This is a genomic window from Halanaerobaculum tunisiense (assembly GCF_054657635.1).
The window spans coordinates 193,301-214,568 of the sequence record NZ_BAAHYI010000002.1 but is presented as its reverse complement, the minus strand read 5'-3'; the positions used below and the strand labels follow the sequence as shown (position 1 = coordinate 214,568).

Sequence of the window (21,268 nt, the reverse complement as noted above, 5' to 3'; positions counted from 1 at the left end):
ATTATTTTACCTACAGATACCTCGCTGAGCATTACGTAAAAAGCGTAAGAAATGTTCTATCTTAGGACTATTATCTAGCTCTTCTTCCATTTCTTCAATAGCTTGATTAGTATTTAAGTTAGAACGATACAGAATTTTATAAGCTTGTTTAATCTTCCGTCTTATTTCTGGAGCAACCTCATTTCTCCTTAAACCTACAATATTGATTCCATTGACACTAGCTGGATGACCATCAACTAGTATATAAGGAGGAACATCCTTAACTGCCTTGGAACTAGCGCCTACCATAGACATCTCACCGATTCTAACAAACTGATGTACGCCAGCTAAACCACCAATTACAGCAGCATCCTCCACTATCACATGGCCAGCTAATTGGGCCGAGTTGGACATGATGATATCATTGCTCAGATGACAATCATGAGCTACATGACAATAAGCCATAATCAAATTATTATTACCAATCTTAGTTAAGCCACTACCCTCCTCAGTTCCCCGGTGGATAGTAACAAACTCTCTAATAGTATTGTCATCTCCTATCTCAACAAAACTTTTTTCTCCATCGAATTTTAAATCCTGAGGCACTTGGCCAATAGAAGCCCCATTAAAAATCTTATTATTCTGACCAATTTTAGTCCAGCCTTTAATCACAGTATGTGAGCCAACTTCTGTGCCGGCTCCAATCTCTACATGTTCATCAATCACAGCATAAGGGCCAATCTTTACCTCATCCCCAATTTTAGCCTCAGGATGAACAACAGCTGTCTGGTGGATCTGGCCGCCATTATTTAAGTGGGCTATGTTATCTTGTCCGTTAATCATCTTATCCCCTCCTTATTTATCCTGAATAAAGCAAGTTAAAGTAGCCTCTGCTACAACTTCATCATCAACTAGAGCTTGGGCTGCTACTTTCCCTATGCTTCCTCTTAGTTTAGTAACTTCTATCTCCATAATCAACTGATCGCCTGGTTGAACTGGTTGTCTAAAACGAGCATCATTGATCCGACCAAAATAAGGCACCTTTTCCTCCGAATTATCTACTGTAGCCAACAGACTAATCCCTGCTACCTGAGCCATAGCTTCTACAATCAATACTCCTGGCATAATCGGATGATCAGGAAAGTGACCATTAAAGAAATCCTCATTAGCAGTTACATTCTTGACGCCTATTGTCTTGCCGCCTGGTTCTACCTCCAAAACTTTATCCACTAACAAAAACGGATACCGATGTGGTAAAACTTCTTTAATTTCATTAATATCCATTACTTCTTCCATGCTTATAATTCCCCCTTAGTAAGTTTAGATTTGATTTTATGAGCTAATAGTGAATTTAGTTTATGACCTGACCTAACAGCCATAATATGCCCCTTAAATTCAGGCACTAATTTAAAATCACCAATTACATCCAAAATCTTATGTCGCGCAAATTCCTTAGCAAATCTTAGCTGATTAACTGGACCTGTCTCATCTACCAAAATGGCATTCTCCAGACTACCTCCTAAGGCTAGTCCAGCCTTCTGTAGTTTTTCTATTTCTTTAGCCAGACCAAAAGTCCTAGCGGGAGCAATCTCTGTTTCATAATCAGCCCTAGTAAAACTAAACTCAGCAAACTGGTCAGTTAACCCGGCATGATGGCCCACAAAGGTATAACTAACCTGAAACTCCTCAGCTGGTAACAAGACTAAATACTGATCATCTTGCCTAATCTGAATTGGCTCTGTAACTTGATAAACTTCTTTGCTAGCAGCTTGCTTCTTCACCCCTGCCTCTGTTAATAACTGATAAAACACTTGCGCACTACCATCAGTGACAGGAGGCTCATTGGCATCTAATTCAATTAAGAGATTATCAATTCCTAAAGCATATAAAGCTGACATTAAATGTTCTATAGTATTGATTTGCCATTTATCTTGACCTACAGTAGTACACCGCTTAGTAGAGACTACATTCTCTATCCTGGCTTCTACTGTAGGTTGCTTATCTAAATCAACTCGTTTAAACTTGATTCCTTCGTTAGCAGCTAGTGGCTTACAAACAATAGTCACTTCTTCTCCTGTATGTAAGCCAGTACCTGTATAGCTAAATTCTGTTTCTATAGTCTGTTGCTGCCGCAAACTTGGCTCCTCCTTTATTTGAAAAGTGTGGGTAATGAGTGTGGGGGGGAGTAAATTCTAAAATAATTTTAGAATTTGAAGTTACTCACACTCACACCCACACTCACACTAAAAACTTTGAACTTGCTTTTAACTATCAACTATCAACTGTAAACTATACACTATAAACTACTAATAGTACTCCAATAATTCCTTATACTTACGGCCTACCTCTGATTGAGGATTAGTAAAAATAGTTTCTGGACTTCCTTGCTCTACTACTTGTCCTTCATCTAACAGCAAAATCACATCTGCTACTTGTAAAGCAAAGGATACTTCATGAGTAACTAACACTACAGCCCGCTGTTGGGTTTTAGTTATCCTTTCGATAACCTCTAGTACTTCCTTAACTAAAATAGGATCTAAGGAAGCAGTTGGTTCATCTAATAACAAAAGATTTGGTTCAATAACCAAAGCTCGAGCCATACCTACCCGTTGTTGTTGGCCCCCACTTAACTGAGCTGGATAACTTGTAGCTTGTTTCTTTAATTTAACTCTTTTTAAGGCAGCTACAGCTTGATCCTTCCTTTCTTGAGCAGTTAAGTTAAACTTAAATAAAGGTAACATAACATTCTGGAAGGCTGTTAAATGCTGGATCAAATTAAAGTTTTGAAAGACAAATCCTATCCGCTGGCGCAACTTTAACAGGTGACTCAAAGATAACTCCAGCACAGACTCCCCTTGGAAGATAATCTCTCCGCTATCAGGTTCTGTTAAACGATTTAAACACCGAATAGTAGTTGATTTCCCACAACCGCTTGGCCCCATAATAGCTACTGTCTGGCCTCGTTGGACAGTAAAGTTAACTCCTCTCAACACCTCTTCAGCTCCATAACTTTTCCTTAAATCTGTTACCTGTAACATAATTACTCCTTAAAAATAAGTTTTAGAGCGATTAAAAAATTGTAACAAGCCAGGTTTACCAGCGGGAATTATAATCTGGCGCATAATCTCAGCATAACTTAAACCTAAAGCACGTCCGGCCTGGAACTCAGTTACTGTAATAGGATTTAAGCTACTAGCTTTATAGACAGTAAAGAATCCTAAACTCATCCCGAATAAAACAACTTGCCACCAGGCAATATAAGGTAGATCAATACTGGCTAGTCCAAAGATAGCCCCTAACATCCCACCTCCAACTAACACTCCATAATATAAACCAAAGTCAGCATACCAGCTTCTAGCTCCCTGCCATAAACGCAAAGAATTAATCACCACAGTATGATCAAATAAAAGAGAAAAAAGAGTAATTAAAATAGCTGTTAAAGCTGCCAAAATCATCTTTATCTCGCTTAGAATCTGGTAGACCTGAGCTCTATAATTAGGACTGATAATTCCTAACTGAGCACTAGTAAACGAGACTTGGTGGGGGATTAAAGCTTGGATTTTCCTCTTAACTTGGTCTAAGTCAATCCCCTGCGCCGGCAAAATCAGTCCAATCTCTGAACCAGGAATCACCTTACCTGCTAGATATTCGTCAATCAAATCTATCGTAGCAGTAATCTCCTCATCTTTAAGCTGGGGCAGAGACTGTTGAATAGACTGTAACTCATTAATAATAGCAGGAAAATCAACACTTCTTAACTGCTCAATTCTAGTTTCTAACTGGTTTAAATCAGTCTTCAAAGTAGCAGTATCCAAATTATTAACCTTCTCTATTAATTGAGGATTAATTACTTCCTTCAGCCTAGCCTCTAGGTCCAATTCTTCAATTGTATCTGCTGTAGCCAATAAACCACGTAGTTGACTGACTTGTTCTCGCCAAGCAGTTACCTCTTGTAATACTGGATTATAGCGATTAATATAGGCAATAAGTGGACTACTATTTTCTTCTAAACTAGTAGCTAACTGACCAATAGTCTGTCGTAAGTTCTGTACTTGCTGGTAGTAAGGAGTTCCTGGGGCCAACTGCTGACTAGCTTGTTCTAACTGCCGATTAATACTCTCTAACTGAGAGTTTAAATCAGTCAGTACTCCCTGAATTACATCCAAAGCTTGCGCCACTTCAGCCAACCAAGCTAGATTCTGTTCTAAGTCAGCTACCGCCTGCTGTAATTGAGTAAACTCCACCTCAGAAATATCCTGTTGGTAGGTAGTTAGTTGCTGATTTAACAGCTTAATCTGGACTAAAGATTCTCGAGCCTGCTGCAAAAGAGAACTAAGTTCTACTAACTGGCCTAACAACTCTTCTGACTGCTGGAAAATACTCTGCAAATTAGGCATTAGTTTAACTAATTGGTTAGTAGCATAGGCTAACTGCTGACGAGGATTATGCACCTCGATATTACCTACAGCAGGCCCTAATTGTTCAGCTTGAGGTTGATAGGCTTGATCGCCTAGAATAGCTCGGCTATCCCCATCAGTAACAATTGCTTGGGCTTGGTCATCATCTACTGCAGTAACTCGCAATTGGACTTGGCCCCCTTGTTGGCTAGGAACAACTAATTTATCCTCAACTGCTAACTCAATTTGGGGCTTGACTTGAATAGTAATCCGACTAGTATAACTAGCTAAAAACTGCTTCATCTCCGTCATTGTTTTCAGCAAAGCTTCTAAATCCTCTCGCCCAGTAGCAGTAATATTGACAATATCAGAAGTAAACTCCTGTTGTAATTGAGTTGTCACCTGCTCCCCTAACTCTACTATCCGCTCGGGCTCAGAGGCAATTGGGAATCTAACTGATAAAACTTGATTTTTCTCTAAAATAGTAGTGATTTTTTCTTTAACCTCTGCTAACCGCTCGGGAGTAGTCACCACCACCTCTAACTTATCTTCTTGGGGCAGAGTATAATCCACTCCCGGTAAAGAATTAATCTGTGGTTCTAAATAAGAGTTAGCTTTTTTCTTTAAACCTCTAATCGTAATCCTAGGCTGGATGATTAAAGAAACATTCTCTAATCCAGTTACTGGGGTAAAATAGTCCTTAATCTTCAATAAAGTAGAACGCGTTTTATACTCAGGAGCTAACTTAATAAAAAAATTAGTCCTGCCAACTAAACTAACTCCTGTCATTAACTTTGATCCAGCTAATTTATCATTGATAATCTGTTGCAGTTCTTGCTTAGCTTGTTGCTGTTGTTGCTGGTCTACAACTAATAGCAGATCATACTCACCATAGCCACCTATTAGATTAGATACTAAGTTCCCAAAATAAAAATCACTAATATAACCTACCACTAGTGATAATAAAGCTCCTACTACAATAGTAGCTATGATTAACCTTATTATATCTATCTTAAAGTTGGATTGCAAAAGAGGCACTTATCTATCCTCCTCAAATTATATCATCAAGCCACTAGAGAGTAAACAGCTCCTCCAAAATAAGAACTGGATAATCTAGTAAATTTATACCTGTTTATACTTATTATTTAACAAACAGACATTTTTTAAACAAAATTATTCTGTTATCTCAAACTCCATCTCTACTGCTCCAGTAGCATCTATAGTATTATCAGCTAAAGAAATAACTACCTTTTGGGCTGCAATCCAGTTACCATCTTCTTTTATCTCAGCTTGGTCGGTGACAACTATCTCTTCTTCTGGTGCATTATACTCTAGTCGCTGACCTTTGATCTGTTGACCATCATAATCCAGTTGGACATCCTGTTTAGCCACTAAATCATTACTAGTCGTCCACAGCTTTAAATAAGCACTAGTTAACCGAAACTCTTTGTTTTGTTTCTGGGAGACTAGTTCTACTTCTTGGCTAGCTATTAAGATCTCTTCCTGAAGATCATACTCTAATTTCTGACTCCAGATCTCCTGTTCACTGCCTATTAGATGGACCTGCTTGCTAAAGTAAGCTACCTGTTGCTCCCGATCCAGCTTCAGTTGCTGGGCTGTTATCTGTTGGCCACTATAATCTAATTGAACATTAGCAGTAGCAAGTAAAACATTCTCCTGCTTATTGTACTTAAGATGATCCGATTTTAGCTGGCCTGTCTGAGCAGCAACTACAGGGCTACTCACTAAGATAAGCCAGATCAAGCCTACAATTAACTGTTTATTCTTGATGATTCTCACCTCCAATCTCGAAGGTCATCTCCACCTGACCAGTAAAATCAAACTCCTTCTGGTTCAGATCAACTACCATCTCTTGGGCTGTTAATTCGCCTGCTTCTAAGTTAACTTGCACCCCACTAGTTGTCTGTAAACTATCTTCTTGGGCTGACCAAAGGAGTCGATCAGTAGTAATCTCTAAGCCCTCTACCTCCTGAAGAGTAACATTGCCTTGTAATTTAGCTTGCCCAGCCTGGGGTTGATAAATAATTTTATCCGCTGTTAACTGATAGCTTAGTTGGCCATTCCTAAATAACTTCCCCTGCTTAATTTCTTGGAGAATAATCCGGCTGTCTTTTTCTTCTCTCTTAGGTTCGATAATGGAAGCAGCCTTTAGATCCCATCTTTTAGCCCCTTGATAATAAGTAACTAATTTAGGTTTAGCTACCTGATACTGATAGTCAGCAGCAGGCTTCTGGCTCGAGGACTGATTTGATTGGGTCCAGAATATAATACCTCCTAAGCCAACGACTAGTATAACAAGTAACCAACTTAATTTCTTACTCCACTTCATCTAAAATCCTCCCTAGATCACTATCAAATAACATCTCTCCCTCAGATCCAGTTCCTAATTTAAGTCCTTTGTCAGAGAAGGCTAAGATCTGATACTGCACCCAGACTTCTTCTTGGAGATGATTATAGGCTACAGTCAACTTACGACGGTGTAATCTCTTAGCCAGTTCCAGATTAGCTTCTTTAAACTTCTGGTCAGCTAAATCATAGCTACTATTTACCTCCACCTGCCATTGTCTAGCACTCCGACCTACTTTAAACTGTAAACTATTATCCCACTGGACTAAAGAACCAGTATTTAAATCCCACCGAGCTGCTGTATCATACTGCAAACGATCATAATCCACTGTTAAGGAAGTAGCCGATTCATTAAACTGTTGTTCGTTTAAATCATACTCAGTGACTGCTTCTAAACTATAATGTTCCCGGGAATACTCTACTTCACTAGTTAAATCATCATACTCTCCTGTTACTAAGTCATAACCTGATTTAATATAGAAATCACTCTCTCCTTGGTGCCAACTTAACTTCTCTGTGATCTGGTGTTTCTCATCAGGAGTAAAAAAGCCTTCCGGCGCAGAATTAGAGACTGTCTGATAATCATAAGTCACTCGATTAGACCAGCCAGCTGGCAGTCGGGTCTGTAAGTTAAAATCATTACTATAAGACCAGTTAAGATGGTCAGTACTATACATATTCTGTTGAAATTGCTGATCATAATAAATGTTATTATACTTCCCTAACTGAAAGTAATCACTGTAATCCAGTTGATAATAACCATGTTGCTTAGCCGCAGGCCAATCAACTTGATACTTATTAACTCCCCCTAGTGTTACTTCTAAGGGATCCCAGATTTCAGCCGACCAAATAACACCAGGCTTAACTGTCACTTCCCCCTCTGGAAGATTATAATAATCTATCTCTTCCTCAGTTCGTTGGAGACTAGTACCTAACCACCATTCATAACTAGGCTGCGTTTCTTGTAACTGTAGACTAGTATCATAATCCCAACTTTTAGTTTCCTCTTCCCGACGGTAATTATAAGTATAATCATAATTTAAAGATAAATCATCAGTTAAATAAGTCTGATACTCCAACTGGGCTTGATAGTCATCTAGTCTACTACTAGGCTGCTCTTCGTAACTATAATCCAGATCCAGATCAAATCTATCAGCAGTCGGTTCCCTGGGAAGCTTGTCCAGACCTAGCTGCAGATCCAGGTGATGATTGTAACTTTGATTGCGATTATAATCCAGCCCTAGTGCTGTTTCCCAGTTACCTAAGTCAAGCTGTTGATCAAAAGCAAGCTCAACTTGGTGGGCTTTCTGAGGCTGAGATAGATAATCTCCATAGTGGTCTTGATAATCCAAAGTTAGATCTCGGTTTGTCTGCTCAGTCTCATAATGACGCTCAAAACTAAAATTAACCCAAGGACTTTGCTTAGGATGTTGGCGATCCTGTTCTAGATAGAGATATAAACTAGCCCGATCATCCTCTAGGTTTTTATAATAGTGCTTAGCTCCTATAGCCCAACCTAACTCACTAAAATAATCAACATATAACTGACCAAAATCAGACTCCAAGTAATAATTATAAGTCGTCTTCACAAACCAACCTTTCTGCCGATTATAACCTAGCTGAGGCTGGAAGACTTGTTGGTTATGCTGGAGAGAATAAACTAAAATAGGCCAGTAAAAAAGAGGTATTTGACCATTAAACTCCCAGAAACTAGCGTGATAAGCAACGATCCTATCCCCAGGATAAATTACCATCTGCTGGGCTTGAAAATGATAATGAGGTTCTTCTAACTCACAACTAGTAAACTGCGGAGTGGATAACTTACTCTGTTGGGGACTATAGTCTGTTTTAGGAGTCTGGAGATAAAGAGGACTATTGAGACTAGCACTAGTAAAAGTTCCCTGGGAATCAATAAAAACCCCTTGGTCTGTCTCTAGATCGTACTCCACACGCTGACTAGTATACTCTGTAGTATCTCTGTTAGTCGTAACTTGGCCCTTTGCTACTAGTTGATTCTGTTTGAGATTAATCTCGATTCGATTAGCCTCTAATTCAATCTCTGGAGCTTGTAAATGAGCCTCTCCAGTAGCTATAATCAACTCCTGATCTCGTTGGTAGGTAACTTGTTCTGCCTGCAGATTAACTCCTGCTTCAGCCGCCCAGCTAGAATTAGTCAGCACTAATAGCAATAATAGACTACATAAACTACTAGCTACCACCTTAACTATTTTAATTACTAGTCCCTCCTTAACTTAACTAACTGTAAAATATTCTTCTTTAATTACTAGATAACTACCTAACAGAGCAAAAACTAGATTAGGTAACCAAGCTGCTAACCAAGGAACTAAAACTCCAGTTCGACCTAACGAACGACTGATAGATAACAAGACATAATAGGCCAGAACAATTACTACACTAGCTATTAAACCAAAAATCCGTCCTCTATCCGATTTAATACTTAACGGAGCCCCTAGTAATACAAAGATCAAACAGACTAGAGGCTGGGCCAACTTCAAATGATACTCCACTTGTAACTTCATAGTATCGACTCCACTAGCCTGTAATAGCTTAATCCGCTTGCTTATTTGGGCTCGATTCAATTCAGCTGGTTCCTGTTGTTTAGTAGCTAACTGATCAATCCCCCGCTGGAGTTGAAAACTAGTTCCCTCTAACTTAGCTGTAGTAGTTACATAGCCTTGTTCATTTAACTGATGGTTAGTACCTGATTTTAGATATAACTTCTGTTGCTTAAAATAACCTCTAGAAGAACTAACTACCCGAGAAGATCCTTCTTTATTATAAACTAAAATATTTTTTGCTTGTTGGGTCTTCGTATTTATCTGCCCTAAATAAAAATATCTACCCTGCTGATCAGTAAACAAAACTTGTTGGTGGAAGGGAGTATCCTGTTTATCTTTTACTGACTCCCTAATTATCTCTTCGTATCTACTATTAGCCTCAGGAACTACTTGTTCATTAAACCAGTAGGTCAGCAGACTAACTAGCACTCCTAAGATCAATAAGGGCACTAACAGCCGCGAAAATCTAATCCCTCCTATCCGCAAAGCAGTAAATTCATTATCCTTAACTAACCGAGTCAGAGATAATAAAGTAGCAAATAAAACAGCCATCGAAAAGCTACGTACCATAATTCTAGGTAGTCTATAAAGTAATAATTTGAGTACTATAGGAATTGGTACCTCTTTGATAATAATATAATCAGTCAATTGAAACAGAAAACTACTAATTAAAACAATTACTAGAATAAATAAAGTCACTACCAAAGGTTTAATAAATTCCAAAGCTAAATATCTATCAATAATCTTCATCCTGCTCACCTATTCTAAATTAATTGTCTATTAGTTATAGACTAAAGTACTCCTCTTTAATAATCAAGTAAACACCACTTAGAGCAAAAACAAAATTAGGTAACCAAGCTGCCATTAAAGGAGACAACAAACCATTTCTACCTAAGGAACGACAGGTAGAAAGTAGGACATAATAAAGGAAAATAATTACTACACTAGCTATAATCCCAAACGTTCTCCCTTGTTTGTTATTAACTGTTAACGGAGCTCCTACTAAGACAAAGATAAAACAAGCAAAGGGCTTAGCTAACTTTAAATGATAATCCACTAGTAAAGATGCTACATCTAAATCACTCTCGCGAAAGAGGTTAATATCTTCCCTTAATTCGGCCCGACTCATCTCGGAAGTAGTCTTTTGGTCACCATAAAAATCATCTAATTGCTGATTAACATTAATCTCTAATTCCTGAAAAGCAGACTGATAACTAACCTGTCCTTGCTCATTAAATCTATAAACCATCCCATCTAGCAGATGCCAGACTTGATTTTTAAAATAACCTTTATCCGCCCTAATCAAGCGCGGAAACTTACTTTCCTCATTACTGTCATCATAAACCATAATCTCATATAACTTATCTGTTTCTTCATCGATACGACCAATATGGAACTGCCGCTTATCTGTGCCCTGAAAAAAGGAACCTTCCTGGAGGTCAGGTAGTCCTTCTTGAAGAATAATCCGCCGAACAATATTCTCCGCCTGATGGTTTGTCCAAGGCACTAATTTATCATTAACTACAAAACTAGTTATACTAATCACCAAAGCCGTAATTAAAAAAGGTAACAATAACCGATGGAGCGAGATGCCTCCTAACCGGAGAGCAGTTAACTCATTATTTTTAGCTAATTGACTTAAAGATAACAACGTAGCAAATAAAATGGATATAGTAAAACTCTGGACCATTACTGCCGGTAACTTATAAAGCAATAGTTTAAGTACTTTGACTACCGGTACCTGCTTCACAAGAATTAAGTCTGTTAATTCAAATAAATAACTGCTAATCATAATCACTGTTAAAGCAGCAATAGAAAATAAAAAAGGTTTGAGAAACTCTCCTACCAGATACCGATCAACTAATGATAGACTGTAACGCACTGCTAAAGCCTCCTCTGTCTAGCAACATAGTCGTGTGCTGTGTGCGTGAGTCATTTGCTATCAGCTATCTGTCATCAGCCAGTTCAAGTTCAAAATCATAAAAAATCGCAGATGTATTTTACATCTGCGATCTAAAGGAACTAAAATTTATTTTGCACTCCAACAGAAAAAGTGAATTCGTCTAAATCTTTAAATCCTAGATCAACTTCAACCCCTGCATCAAAATTAAATCTGGTTCCTAAGTTAACACCATCATTATACTCAGCCATCAAAGTAATAATCGGTATCTCAAATTGATTATCATCAGAAGAAATAACAACTGGATTAATCACTTTACTAATCCCAGCAAAAATACGATCAGCAAAATATTCTTCGTCGCCTACTCCTAGATGAAAACGTGAATTATAATAAGAACTAGTCTTGCTAGCTACTAAATAACTCTTACCATTAGTTACTCCGTAACTAACTTGAGGACGATAGTTATCATCTTCATTAAATAATTTAATCTTAGCTGCAGAATACACCTCTGATTCATCACTTTTATCATCCCAATTAGATCCCACACCTATCTGAACACCTTCTCGCAATCCATAGTCAGCAGTCAACAAATCCATATCTTCACCCATTTGGTATTCTAAATTCAAATCCCCTGTCCGCAAAATATCAGCTGTAGGAATTGTCAATAGACCCTTAGTCCCGAAACCACCAACTTCACTAGCTTGCCCTACTCCAGATAAACTAACTACCAATACTAACGCAATAGCAATTAAAACTTTTTTCATTCTGCTTCCCCCTTTAATTCTGTTTCTAATTCTGCTACCTGCCCTTCTAACTCTCTGATTCGCTTAAGTAACTGTGGTAGCTTCTTCCGGGCTACTTTAATTCTTCTTTCCTGCCGATGGTTATGAGCTGGATACCCCGATACAAAAGATTCAGCAGGTATATCTCTAGTTACTACACTATCAGCAGCTACAGTCGTCTGCTCACCAATTGTTAAATGGCCTGCTACTCCACTCTGACCAGCTAGAGTTACTCGCTCACCTACTTGAGAGCTCCCAGCAATACCTACTTGAGCAATAATTAAACATTCAGCTCCAAGTTCTACATTATGGGCTATATGTACTAGATTATCTATCTTAGTCCCTTGTCCAATGACTGTTGCTCCAGTGGCTCCCCGATCAATAGTAACGTTAGCTCCAATCTCCACGTTATCTTCTACTATTACATTACCAAACTGTGGTACTTTAACATGGCCTTCGGGGCCTGTCTCAAAACCATATCCATCAGAACCAACTACTGTACCAGGATGAATTTCCACTCCACTACCTAATTGACAATCACGCTCGATTACTACATTAGGATGGATTATACTACCAGCACCTACTGTTACATTAGGGCCAATATAAACTCCTGGGGCCAAAATTACATCATCAGCAATTTCAGCATCAGCAGCAATTACTACTCCGGGATGAATCGAAAGATTAGCTCCTAATTCAGCTTGAGAACTAATAGTTGCTTTCTCACTAATCTGAGGATCATAATAATCTTCAGTCATAAATAGATCAGCAATCTTAGCAAAAGCTAATCGAGGCTGCTCCACTACTATTAATGGTACATTACTATTTAATTGCGCTAATTCGTCATTAACAATAATTGCTGTAGCATTTTCCTGTGCTTGCACAAAAAATTCTTCATTTTGAGCAAAAGTTATCTGCCCTACTTGGGCATTATCTGCACCACCAACTCCTGTAATCTCCACCTGGTGGTTACCAATCACTTGCCCATTTACTAACTGAGCCAACTCCTTTAGTCTCCTAGCCATTATTTTCCCTCCTCTATAGCAGTTAACAGTTGACAGCTAATAAGTAGCTATCAACTGTTGATAATGTTATTCCTTCTGATCTAATCTCTTAATTACTTGACTGGTAATATCAGTACCACCATACTTAACTTCCTGTTTATTAAGCACTACATCATATTCCTTATTACTAGCAATCTTCTCCACCACACCTTTGATTTCCGATTTAAATTTCTGTTTTAGTTCTTCTCGCAACTGATTAATTTTCTGGTATACTTCCTGGTGCTTTTGAGCTCTTTTATCTGCAGCTAAGTCTTTAGCCCGTTGTTGAAAATCCTGCTGTAACTCTTTAATCTGTTTATTTAATTTAGACTGGTACTCCTGAGCTGCTTCACTTTCAGTCCACACTTTATCTTGGTTAATAACAGCTACTTGTAGTTGTTTGAATTGTACTTTAGACTCCACTTGCTTTTCCTGTTGGGGAATACAACCCGTTAGAGTAACTACTACAAACATTGCTAGCAAGCTAACTTTAATTAACTTCTTCAAGTTCAGTCACCTCCTACAATTCATCTTCTACTTGAGCAGTTAAATCAGTAGCTGAGATATCTTCTTGGGGATTAGTAACTACTACCTCAAGTCCTTCTTGACTAGCTACCTGCTCAATCACTGCTTCAATCTCTGTTTCTCGTTTCGCTTTTAGCTCCTGATGCTGGTCTTGTAACTGCTTAATATCAGACTTGATCTGCTTGATTTTAGCCTCTAAATTAGAAGATAACTTAGCCCCAGCTTGTTTAAAGTTAGCACCTATATCCTGTTGTAATTTCTGTTTGCGCTGGTTTAATTTAGCTCTTAATTCAGCTTCTAATTCCTTTTTTTGAGCTGTAAACTCCGCTATTAACTCTTCTTTACGTTTTTTAAAGTCTGCTTCAGCTTGCTTAGCTAACTGCTGCTCATAATTTTGGAGTTGTTCTTGTAAGTTAGTCTCCTTTTCCTTAATCAACTGTTCCAATTGAGCATCATACTCTGACTGACGTTGTTTTAGTTTCTTCTGCTTAGCAGTCTGTAATTCATTTAATTTACTGCGCTGCTCTTTGGCTTCTTCCTCAGTTAACGAACTAACCTGTAACTTTAATCTCAAATTAAGAATTTGCGAATTATATTCCTCAGCTAACTGGGATTCATAAGTAGCCATCTCTCGATCATACTTAGTTCTTTGGGCCTTAATCTCTTCACTTATTTGTTGCTCTAACTTTTGTTTGCGATCTTTAAGTTGGCTACTAATCTCTGACTGTAATTGTTGTTGGTACTCATCTAATTGTACTTTTATTTCTTCCTGTTGAGCTTTAATTTTAGACTGGTACTCTTCTTTAAGAGTTGCTAACCTATCCTGTATCTGTTGGTTAAAATCATTTAACTGCTGTTGACTACTTTCTTTAACCTGGGCTAGGTTATTTCTTTCATTTTGTAACTTTAACTGTTGGTTAGCAATCTGTTGCTCTAATTTCTTAATCTGTTCGGTTAATGGATGGCTAGGATATACTTCTGCTAGATTTACTAGTCCAACTTGAGAGTTATTATCTATCTTGCTAGCTTGGTCTGTAATTTTAATCTCTGCTTTACCAGAAGCTACTACCACTACTACCAAAATAACTAATAACCCTAGTCCAACTTTAACCCATCGTCGTTGGAACATCTATCATCACCTACCTCTATTACTATTGATTAGTTGTTTTATCTTCTGTATTATTCTGAGTGGTATCTTCTTGTTTGTCCTTATCCTTATCCTTGTCCTCTTCCTTGGCTTCCATCTTAGCTAATACTTCATCAGTTAGATCATAACCACCAGTTATCACTGCTGATTTATCCACAACCAACTTAATATCCTTTTCTTCTGCTACTTGGCTAATTAGTTGGTTGATCTCCTCCATTACTTCTCCTACTAGTTGCCGTTCTAATTGATCAAGCTTTTGTTGGTATTCCCTTAGTAATTCTTGTCTTTTCTGTTTACTTAAATCCTTAGCCTCAGTCTCTAATCTCTGTTGTAACTTCTTAGCTTCTCCTTGTAACTTACCTTCAGAAGTATCTTTTTGGGGGTGCTTATTGAATAATTTTTGCATATCAACATAGCCAACTTGTGGTTTTTTATTGGCTTGAGCAGTTTGATTGATCAATAAACCTGCTCCTACTAAGACAACTATCAGCCCTATCAGTCCTAAACCAGTTAACTTTTTCATTGTAGAGCCCCCTTCTAAAATCTATTACCTAATCTAATACTAAATTTATCTTTAGAATCCAATTTAGCTTCTGGAGCATAACCATAATCCAGTCCTAGTTGGCCCATTGGAGTATCAAATCTAACTCCTAGCCCAGCTGAATAATTAATATCATTTAACTCCTCTAAATCAATATGATCTTCAAAAGTTCTTCCTGCATCTACAAAACTAACACCTGTAACCTTATCTACAATCTTAAATCTATACTCTAAACTACTAGCTAAGACTGACTCACCAATAAATCCTTCTTCTTCTGGATTATTCTCTGGCTTGTAATAGTCATCATCATAACCCCGGATCCCATCTAAACCAGATAAAGAATATTTATGATCTGTTAAGTCACCACTGCTTTCACCTAGCTTTAATCTAATAGCCCAGCTATTATCCTTACCAGAGGGTAGATACTTCCGTAGGTCTGCTTGATACTTAGTGTAGTCATTATCGCCACCTAAGATGCCTGCTTTTTCTATTGCTAGTTCAGATTTACTACCAGATCTTGGACTTAAAACATTATCTCTAGTATCTCTAACTGTCTTAAGAGTTAGACTCCGATTATCTTGCCAGTCATTCCAATTCTCTGCATCAGCTTCTTTAGTCTTTTCTCTATCTATATTTAACTTTAGATAACCTTGCGTATTATCTGTTAGAGGACGACCTAAAGTAATATCTCCTCCTTTAGTCTCAACTTCCTTACCGCTTGGCTCTGTCTCATCTTTATTGTAGAGATTAAAGTTAACACTAGTCTGACTACCAAAGGCCCATGGTTCATAAAAACCAATCTCATAGGTATTCTTCTTTTGGCCAAACTGCCACTTCAACTTTACATTCTGCCCGCGACCACGGAAGTTATCAAGTTCAAGGTTAACTGAACCTGTCCAGCCATAATTACCACTATATCCTCCAGCTAAAGAGGCTGTTCTTGTTTTGGCTTCTTCAACTTGCACTTCTAAATTAACAGCCTGCGGGTTATCTTCTACTCGATTAAATTTAGGTTTCACATCTTTAAAATATCCTAAGTTATAGACATCTCTTAAATCAGACCACATTTGATTGATATTAAAGACCTGGCCTGGTTCTAGAGATAACTCTCGTCTAATAACATAATCCTTGGTTTTATCGTTGCCACTAATTAAGATCTTATTAATCTGCCCCTCATTAACTTTAATGTGCAACTCATCTTCATTCTTAATTGTAACATCAACTATTTCAGCTAAGACAAAACCTTCTTCTTGATAATACTTATTCAGTTCTTTAACTCCTTGATTTAATTGATTAACATTTAAAATCTCACCTGTCTGTAAGCCTATAGTCTCTTTAAATTTAGTATCTGGTACATTCTCATTACCTGTTATCTTAATTGCTGATAATTGAGGATTCTCAATCACCTCAAAAATCAACATCACTCCATCTTTGTGGTTTTTAAAGTTGACTTTAACATCAAAGAAGTAACCTAAATCAAATATAGACTGCATATCCTGTTGTAATTGATCATAAGAGATATTATCTCCTATTGTAGTTTCTACTCCATTTAAAATCTCTTCCTCAGCTATCTCTTCATTACCTACTACTTTAATAGCTGTAATAGTATTCTCCTCTAATTTTTCTTTACTTGGCTGAGGATCCATTTGCGGTTCAGCTGCCACTAAAAATCCACTATTAGCTACTACTAAAGTTATTACTAAAACTATTATACTCCAGCTTTTATGTTGCATAAGTTAATGTCCTCCCTGTTTAGAATGGAATTCTAGCTTCCACTCCTAAATTATAATCACCTTGACTATTATAAGAGCCTTGGAAACGTAGGTTATCCAGTCCTTGACCAAAATTATACTCAAAGCCTAGTGATCGTTCTTCTTTTGTCCCAAAATTTTGTTGATACTTCAGCATAAAATTAGGAAAAATAAACTTTCCTACTTCGATTTCTAACTCATTACTCAGTAAAGATTTAATTCTTACCTGATCTAAATTAAATGATTCTTCAAAAGAACGTTCTACTTTATATAATAATTCTGTCTTAAAACCTTGCCCAATAATCCGCCATAACTCATCTTTAACTGCCTCTTCATAATTTTTCTCTAATAAATTCCCAATCCCTCCTTGGCTAGTCAAGAGATCAATAATTTCTTGCCTAGTAAGCGGTGGATCAGAAGATAGAGAAAAATTCAATTGATCGGCTGCACCAGTTAATCCTAAATCTATAGTTGTGCCCTGAATATTTGTCTCGGCTTGCACCTCTAAATTAGGAATGTAACTATATTTATCAAATACAGCCCTACCCTCTTGTAATTCAAACTCAGTATTATAGTAAGTGAAGCGGCCAGTAGTTGACTTTAATCGTCCTGTCAACTCCAACTGTTCATTGACTGTCTGTAACTGCAAATTACCACTTCGGACTAATATATTAATATTATCATTACCTACTTTAACTTTCTCCCCAGGGGTGATTTCTAAATCAAATCGAGGCTTAACTAGTGGCTGTTTACCACTATTATCTGTCGGCCACTGGAAAGGAAGGGCAAATTGGAGATCATGAGCTGTAATAGTTCCTTGGATCAGCGGTTCTGTTACCGGGCCAATAATTTCTAACTGGCCATCATTGAGTCCTTGCCAGGATCCATGTTCAAAAGCTATATCCTGACCAGTAAAGTCTAGGTCAAACTGACTAGGAACTAGTCCTGCCAAAGAGATTGAACCACCTAGCTGAAACTCTCCTCCCCCATATCGACCTGCTACATCTTTAACTAATACCTGACCTTCTTCAAAGATTAATTTCCCATCTAATTGATTTATCTTTCTATCTAAACTAGAATGAGCAAAACCACCTGATACTAGCTGAGCCTCGCCAGTCAGTTGGGGATCTTGCCAAGTCCCATCTAACCTCAACTCAGCTTGTCCTTGTCCTAGAGCTGCTTGGAGGTCATCTAACCAGAAAGAAAGCAAGCTCAAGTTTCCTCCTTCTAATTTCATAGCAAGATCAAATTCCTCTTCCGGCACTAAAGGGATCAACCCCTTAGCCTGAAGAGTATTGGATCCTTGGATCTGGAGCTGTTGGTTTAACACCAACCTTTGGCCATCAATCACCTTCGCCTGACCAGTCATCTGGTCATACTTTAACCCCTCTATCTGACCATCAGTAACCTGCAGTTGAGAATCAAAATCCAATTGATCCAACTGTCCAGTCAACTGACCTGTCAAATCCAGATCGCCTGCTACTTGATAAGGGACTAGATCCCACTGGTTTAAATTGGCTAAATCAAAATCAGTACTTATTACTTCCAGATTAACCCCTTGTTCAAATTGATAATCACCTAGCAACTGTACTTGGCCTGACTGGTCTCTATCAGCTACTGTTAAGTCCAGCCCAAATCTAGGTTGGCGGAAGGAATCATTCAACTTAACTCTACCTGTCAGCTGATAATTCTGTTTAATTGGAACCGGTAGTAACTGACTAAAATAAGCGAGATTCCCTTGTTTAATATTAATTTTTAAATCAGTAAACTCCTGCTGATATAGATCCAAACCACCATCTATACTATAGGAATTATCCTGATAGTCAACTTGTCCTTCACTAACTGCTAATTGAGCATCAGCATAATGTAATTTAGCTGTTAGATGGCCTATCTGCTGCTCGTTAAGCTGAATATCTGTGCCCTCTACTCTACCTGTTGCTTTAAGATCAGGTAGTTGGCCATAAAGTCTACCTTCTAATTGAGTTTGACCCTGCAACTGAGCTAGCTGCGCCAGATGATCACTATCCTGGAGGGCAAAATTCTGGCTACTAAAGTCTAAATCCACCTGTCCTTCTTTGATATTTCCGCTAGCTTGAGCTGTACTATCTTGATAGTTAGCCTGGAGATTATTAATTATAAATTCTCCTTTGCGACTAGTAAACTCTAGTTGGGCCTGATCAAAATTCTGGTCAAAAGCCTGGCCTTCAGCTACTGTAGCTTGTCCGGTAACCACTGGATCAGTCAGTACTTTTTTTATTTGAGCCTGACCGGTAGCTACTCCAGTAATAGGTAAGTGGAGCCCTAGACTAGTTAAGAATTTATCTATCTGCACCCCATCAGTAGCAACTGTTAATTGAGCATTACTAGTGGCAAAATCAAGCTCTCCTGCTAACTGACTCTCAAGTTCAGGTACTTTGACTCTTTCTAAGCTAACCACTTGATCTTCGTAATTTATCGCACCACTAGCAGAAGCTATCTGGAGTTGATCATCTAAAAAATCAGCTAAGACTAGATCACTTAAACTAAACTGGCCGGCAAAATCAGGCGCAGACCAATCTCCTGTCAATTTACCATCTAGACTGACTTGTCCAGCTAACTTATCTAAGTGATGAATAGAGTCTAAATCAGCCAACTCCACCTGGTCCGCTTGGAGAGTTAAATCCAACTCACCTGCTAAATCAACCATCCCCTCTAATTGGACATTAGTCTCTCCTGTTTCCAGTTGGGCTTCATTTAAAAAGAGTTGGCCCTGGTTAAGCCATAAATCAGTCTCTAACTGATCAAAGTTATAGCCAATTACTGCCCCTTGTTGTAAGGAAACAGAGCCTAATACATTTAATTGATCACGAGTAAAACCTGTACCCGAAATAATACTTTCACCACTAGCCAAACCAGAAACAGGTAGATTAAATTCGGTTTCCTGAGCCAGCTGGTCTAGATTCAACTTCTTAAACTGGGCGGATAAAATGTAATTAAATTCTTCTCCTAAAGTTACCATCCCGTCACTGGAAAAACTACCAGCTCCATAATCAAAATCAAGTCTTTTTAAGTTAACAGCACCATCTTGATAATGAATTCTACTGGATAAATCAGTTACTGTAGCCTGATTTATCTCCCCAGTAGGTAACGTAATGGCTGCTTCTAGATTTGGATTCTGGAGAGTACCACGTAGCTTGCCACTTATTTTAGCTACTCCTTTAAGCTGGAGCTCAGTTGGCCCTAATTGATTTAACTTAGCCAATTCAAGGCTAGGTGCTTTATATTTGAGATTAAGCTGGGGCTTGTGCCAACCAAAAGTCTCGCCAGTAACCATTACTGGAGCTCCGTCAAATCTACCTAATAACCGCTTTACTTTTAACCCGTAATTATTAAGGGTGAAACGACTATTGATAGCAGTTAATTCCTCATCTTGGTAACTTACTTGAGCCTTACTTAAAAATAACTCACCATAGTAATCAGGTTCGGCCCCTAAATCTCCTGTGAACTTGATCTTACCAGCTAATTTTCCTTGATAAGCAACACCTTGCTCCTTTAATCCTAAATCAAATTTTTGGCCTAACTTTGCTAAGTTCACTTGAGCAAAATCAAGTCTTCCTTCGTAAGCCTGGTCCTGATCAATTTTACCTGTTAGATGTAACTTTTTATCAGCTAAAGTAGCTAACCGAGCTGATAAATCAACTTCTAACTCCGGTCCTAGTGTAACCGCTCCTTGAATGTTACTTATTTTTTCTGTTAAGTCTTGAGCTTTATAATTTATCTCTCCGTCTTTGATCTCTACTGTTAATGATAAGTCTTCCTTAGCGGAAACCGTCTGTTCTTGACTAGTGAATTGTTCAATTAAAGATTGATAATTATTCTGCTGTTGATTTACTATCTTAACCTGCGGTTGGATCAATTCTAAACTTTGAATACTCCGGACAGGATTTAAAGTATTCAATAATAAATCCTGCCAGCTATAACTAACCACTATCTTCTCTATATGAATTAAATCAGTACTTTCTGGCTCACTGAGTCCTACCTGCTGAATTATTAACTGGTTTATACCTGCTAGATCAATCCTATCTGCCTGTAACTGAACTCCTGCTTTCTCTTCTAACTGATTGATTACTTTAGTTTTAATTTCTTCTAATAATAATTGACTATTGCTAACAACTAACCAAGAGCTAAGAAAAAATATAATAATTACTGCCACTGCTATTTTTTTAGCCGGTAAGGCTTGCAAGCTCATTTTTTCTCCTCCACTCTGCCTGGAACTTCTAA

General features: G+C 38.0%; 17 protein-coding genes. All 17 read right to left on the bottom strand.

What is annotated here, in order from left to right:
• Window positions 1-6: 6 nt before the first annotated feature.
• The 17 genes from lpxA to ACYQ3D_RS02550 all read right to left on the bottom strand — a co-directional run bounded on the left by lpxA (window position 7) and on the right by ACYQ3D_RS02550 (window position 21,236).
• Window positions 7-822 carry an acyl-ACP--UDP-N-acetylglucosamine O-acyltransferase gene (lpxA, locus tag ACYQ3D_RS02630; RefSeq protein ID WP_459835909.1) on the bottom strand — a complete coding sequence of 272 codons (816 nt, stop codon included), beginning with the start codon at window positions 820-822 and terminating at the stop codon, window positions 7-9.
• 12 nt (window positions 823-834) lie between these two features.
• Entirely contained in the window at window positions 835-1,275 is a 441-nt protein-coding gene (gene fabZ / locus ACYQ3D_RS02625) for a 3-hydroxyacyl-ACP dehydratase FabZ (protein WP_459835907.1), read from the bottom strand.
• 2 nt (window positions 1,276-1,277) lie between these two features.
• Complete coding sequence (gene lpxC / locus ACYQ3D_RS02620) at window positions 1,278-2,114, bottom strand: UDP-3-O-acyl-N-acetylglucosamine deacetylase (RefSeq protein WP_459835905.1); 837 nt, start codon at window positions 2,112-2,114, stop codon at window positions 1,278-1,280.
• A gap of 171 nt (window positions 2,115-2,285) precedes the next feature.
• Window positions 2,286-3,017, bottom strand: a complete 732-nt coding sequence (locus ACYQ3D_RS02615; RefSeq protein ID WP_459835903.1) for an amino acid ABC transporter ATP-binding protein — start codon at window positions 3,015-3,017, stop codon at window positions 2,286-2,288.
• A 9-nt stretch (window positions 3,018-3,026) separates the two neighbouring features.
• Window positions 3,027-5,414, bottom strand: a complete 2,388-nt coding sequence (locus ACYQ3D_RS02610) for a hypothetical protein (RefSeq protein WP_459835901.1) — start codon at window positions 5,412-5,414, stop codon at window positions 3,027-3,029.
• 135 nt (window positions 5,415-5,549) lie between these two features.
• Window positions 5,550-6,176, bottom strand: coding sequence for an LptA/OstA family protein (locus ACYQ3D_RS02605; RefSeq protein WP_459836087.1), 627 nt, complete (start codon window positions 6,174-6,176; stop codon window positions 5,550-5,552).
• The gene (lptC, locus tag ACYQ3D_RS02600) at window positions 6,157-6,726 is read right to left on the bottom strand and encodes an LPS export ABC transporter periplasmic protein LptC (RefSeq protein ID WP_459835899.1); all 570 of its coding nucleotides are present in this window, start codon (window positions 6,724-6,726) and stop codon (window positions 6,157-6,159) included. Before lptC ends, ACYQ3D_RS02605 begins: the two co-directional genes overlap by 20 nt.
• Window positions 6,713-8,962 (bottom strand): LPS-assembly protein LptD, encoded by a 2,250-nt coding sequence (locus ACYQ3D_RS02595; RefSeq protein WP_459835897.1) that lies wholly within the window; start codon window positions 8,960-8,962, stop codon window positions 6,713-6,715. The genes lptC and ACYQ3D_RS02595 overlap by 14 nt, the downstream gene beginning before the upstream one ends.
• Before the next feature lie 33 nt (window positions 8,963-8,995).
• Window positions 8,996-10,072 (bottom strand): LptF/LptG family permease, encoded by a 1,077-nt coding sequence (locus ACYQ3D_RS02590; protein WP_459835895.1) that lies wholly within the window; start codon window positions 10,070-10,072, stop codon window positions 8,996-8,998.
• Between the two features lie 34 nt (window positions 10,073-10,106).
• Window positions 10,107-11,204 carry an LptF/LptG family permease gene (locus tag ACYQ3D_RS02585; protein ID WP_459835892.1) on the bottom strand — a complete coding sequence of 366 codons (1,098 nt, stop codon included), beginning with the start codon at window positions 11,202-11,204 and terminating at the stop codon, window positions 10,107-10,109.
• A gap of 140 nt (window positions 11,205-11,344) precedes the next feature.
• Window positions 11,345-11,986 carry a hypothetical protein gene (locus tag ACYQ3D_RS02580; RefSeq protein WP_459835890.1) on the bottom strand — a complete coding sequence of 214 codons (642 nt, stop codon included), beginning with the start codon at window positions 11,984-11,986 and terminating at the stop codon, window positions 11,345-11,347.
• On the bottom strand, window positions 11,983-13,026 hold the full coding sequence (gene lpxD, locus ACYQ3D_RS02575; protein ID WP_459835888.1) for a UDP-3-O-(3-hydroxymyristoyl)glucosamine N-acyltransferase: 1,044 nt from the start codon (window positions 13,024-13,026) through the stop codon (window positions 11,983-11,985). The genes ACYQ3D_RS02580 and lpxD overlap by 4 nt, the downstream gene beginning before the upstream one ends.
• A gap of 66 nt (window positions 13,027-13,092) precedes the next feature.
• Window positions 13,093-13,551, bottom strand: coding sequence for an OmpH/Skp family outer membrane protein (locus tag ACYQ3D_RS02570; RefSeq protein ID WP_459835886.1), 459 nt, complete (start codon window positions 13,549-13,551; stop codon window positions 13,093-13,095).
• A 13-nt stretch (window positions 13,552-13,564) separates the two neighbouring features.
• The gene (locus ACYQ3D_RS02565; RefSeq protein WP_459835884.1) at window positions 13,565-14,698 is read right to left on the bottom strand and encodes a coiled-coil domain-containing protein; all 1,134 of its coding nucleotides are present in this window, start codon (window positions 14,696-14,698) and stop codon (window positions 13,565-13,567) included.
• Window positions 14,699-14,720: 22 nt separating this feature from the next.
• On the bottom strand, window positions 14,721-15,239 hold the full coding sequence (locus ACYQ3D_RS02560; RefSeq protein WP_459835881.1) for an OmpH/Skp family outer membrane protein: 519 nt from the start codon (window positions 15,237-15,239) through the stop codon (window positions 14,721-14,723).
• Window positions 15,240-15,253: 14 nt separating this feature from the next.
• Window positions 15,254-16,990: a BamA/OMP85 family outer membrane protein gene (locus ACYQ3D_RS02555; protein WP_459835878.1), complete on the bottom strand. Its 1,737-nt coding sequence runs from the start codon at window positions 16,988-16,990 to the stop codon at window positions 15,254-15,256.
• A 19-nt stretch (window positions 16,991-17,009) separates the two neighbouring features.
• Complete coding sequence (locus ACYQ3D_RS02550) at window positions 17,010-21,236, bottom strand: translocation/assembly module TamB domain-containing protein (RefSeq protein ID WP_459835876.1); 4,227 nt, start codon at window positions 21,234-21,236, stop codon at window positions 17,010-17,012.
• Window positions 21,237-21,268: the final 32 nt, after the last annotated feature.

What these genes read in the sequence shown, in the direction of transcription:
- lpxA (WP_459835909.1), bottom strand. Translation starts at nt 822, where the DNA reads ATGATTAACGGACAAGATAACATAGCCCACTTAAATAATGGCGGCCAG.
- fabZ (WP_459835907.1), bottom strand. Translation starts at nt 1,275, where the DNA reads ATGGAAGAAGTAATGGATATTAATGAAATTAAAGAAGTTTTACCACAT.
- ACYQ3D_RS02615 (WP_459835903.1), bottom strand. Translation starts at nt 3,017, where the DNA reads ATGTTACAGGTAACAGATTTAAGGAAAAGTTATGGAGCTGAAGAGGTG.
- lptC (WP_459835899.1), bottom strand. Translation starts at nt 6,726, where the DNA reads ATGAAGTGGAGTAAGAAATTAAGTTGGTTACTTGTTATACTAGTCGTT.
- ACYQ3D_RS02590 (WP_459835895.1), bottom strand. Translation starts at nt 10,072, where the DNA reads ATGAAGATTATTGATAGATATTTAGCTTTGGAATTTATTAAACCTTTG.
- ACYQ3D_RS02580 (WP_459835890.1), bottom strand. Translation starts at nt 11,986, where the DNA reads ATGAAAAAAGTTTTAATTGCTATTGCGTTAGTATTGGTAGTTAGTTTA.
- lpxD (WP_459835888.1), bottom strand. Translation starts at nt 13,026, where the DNA reads ATGGCTAGGAGACTAAAGGAGTTGGCTCAGTTAGTAAATGGGCAAGTG.
- ACYQ3D_RS02565 (WP_459835884.1), bottom strand. Translation starts at nt 14,698, where the DNA reads ATGTTCCAACGACGATGGGTTAAAGTTGGACTAGGGTTATTAGTTATT.
- ACYQ3D_RS02560 (WP_459835881.1), bottom strand. Translation starts at nt 15,239, where the DNA reads ATGAAAAAGTTAACTGGTTTAGGACTGATAGGGCTGATAGTTGTCTTA.
- ACYQ3D_RS02555 (WP_459835878.1), bottom strand. Translation starts at nt 16,990, where the DNA reads ATGCAACATAAAAGCTGGAGTATAATAGTTTTAGTAATAACTTTAGTA.
- ACYQ3D_RS02550 (WP_459835876.1), bottom strand. Translation starts at nt 21,236, where the DNA reads ATGAGCTTGCAAGCCTTACCGGCTAAAAAAATAGCAGTGGCAGTAATT.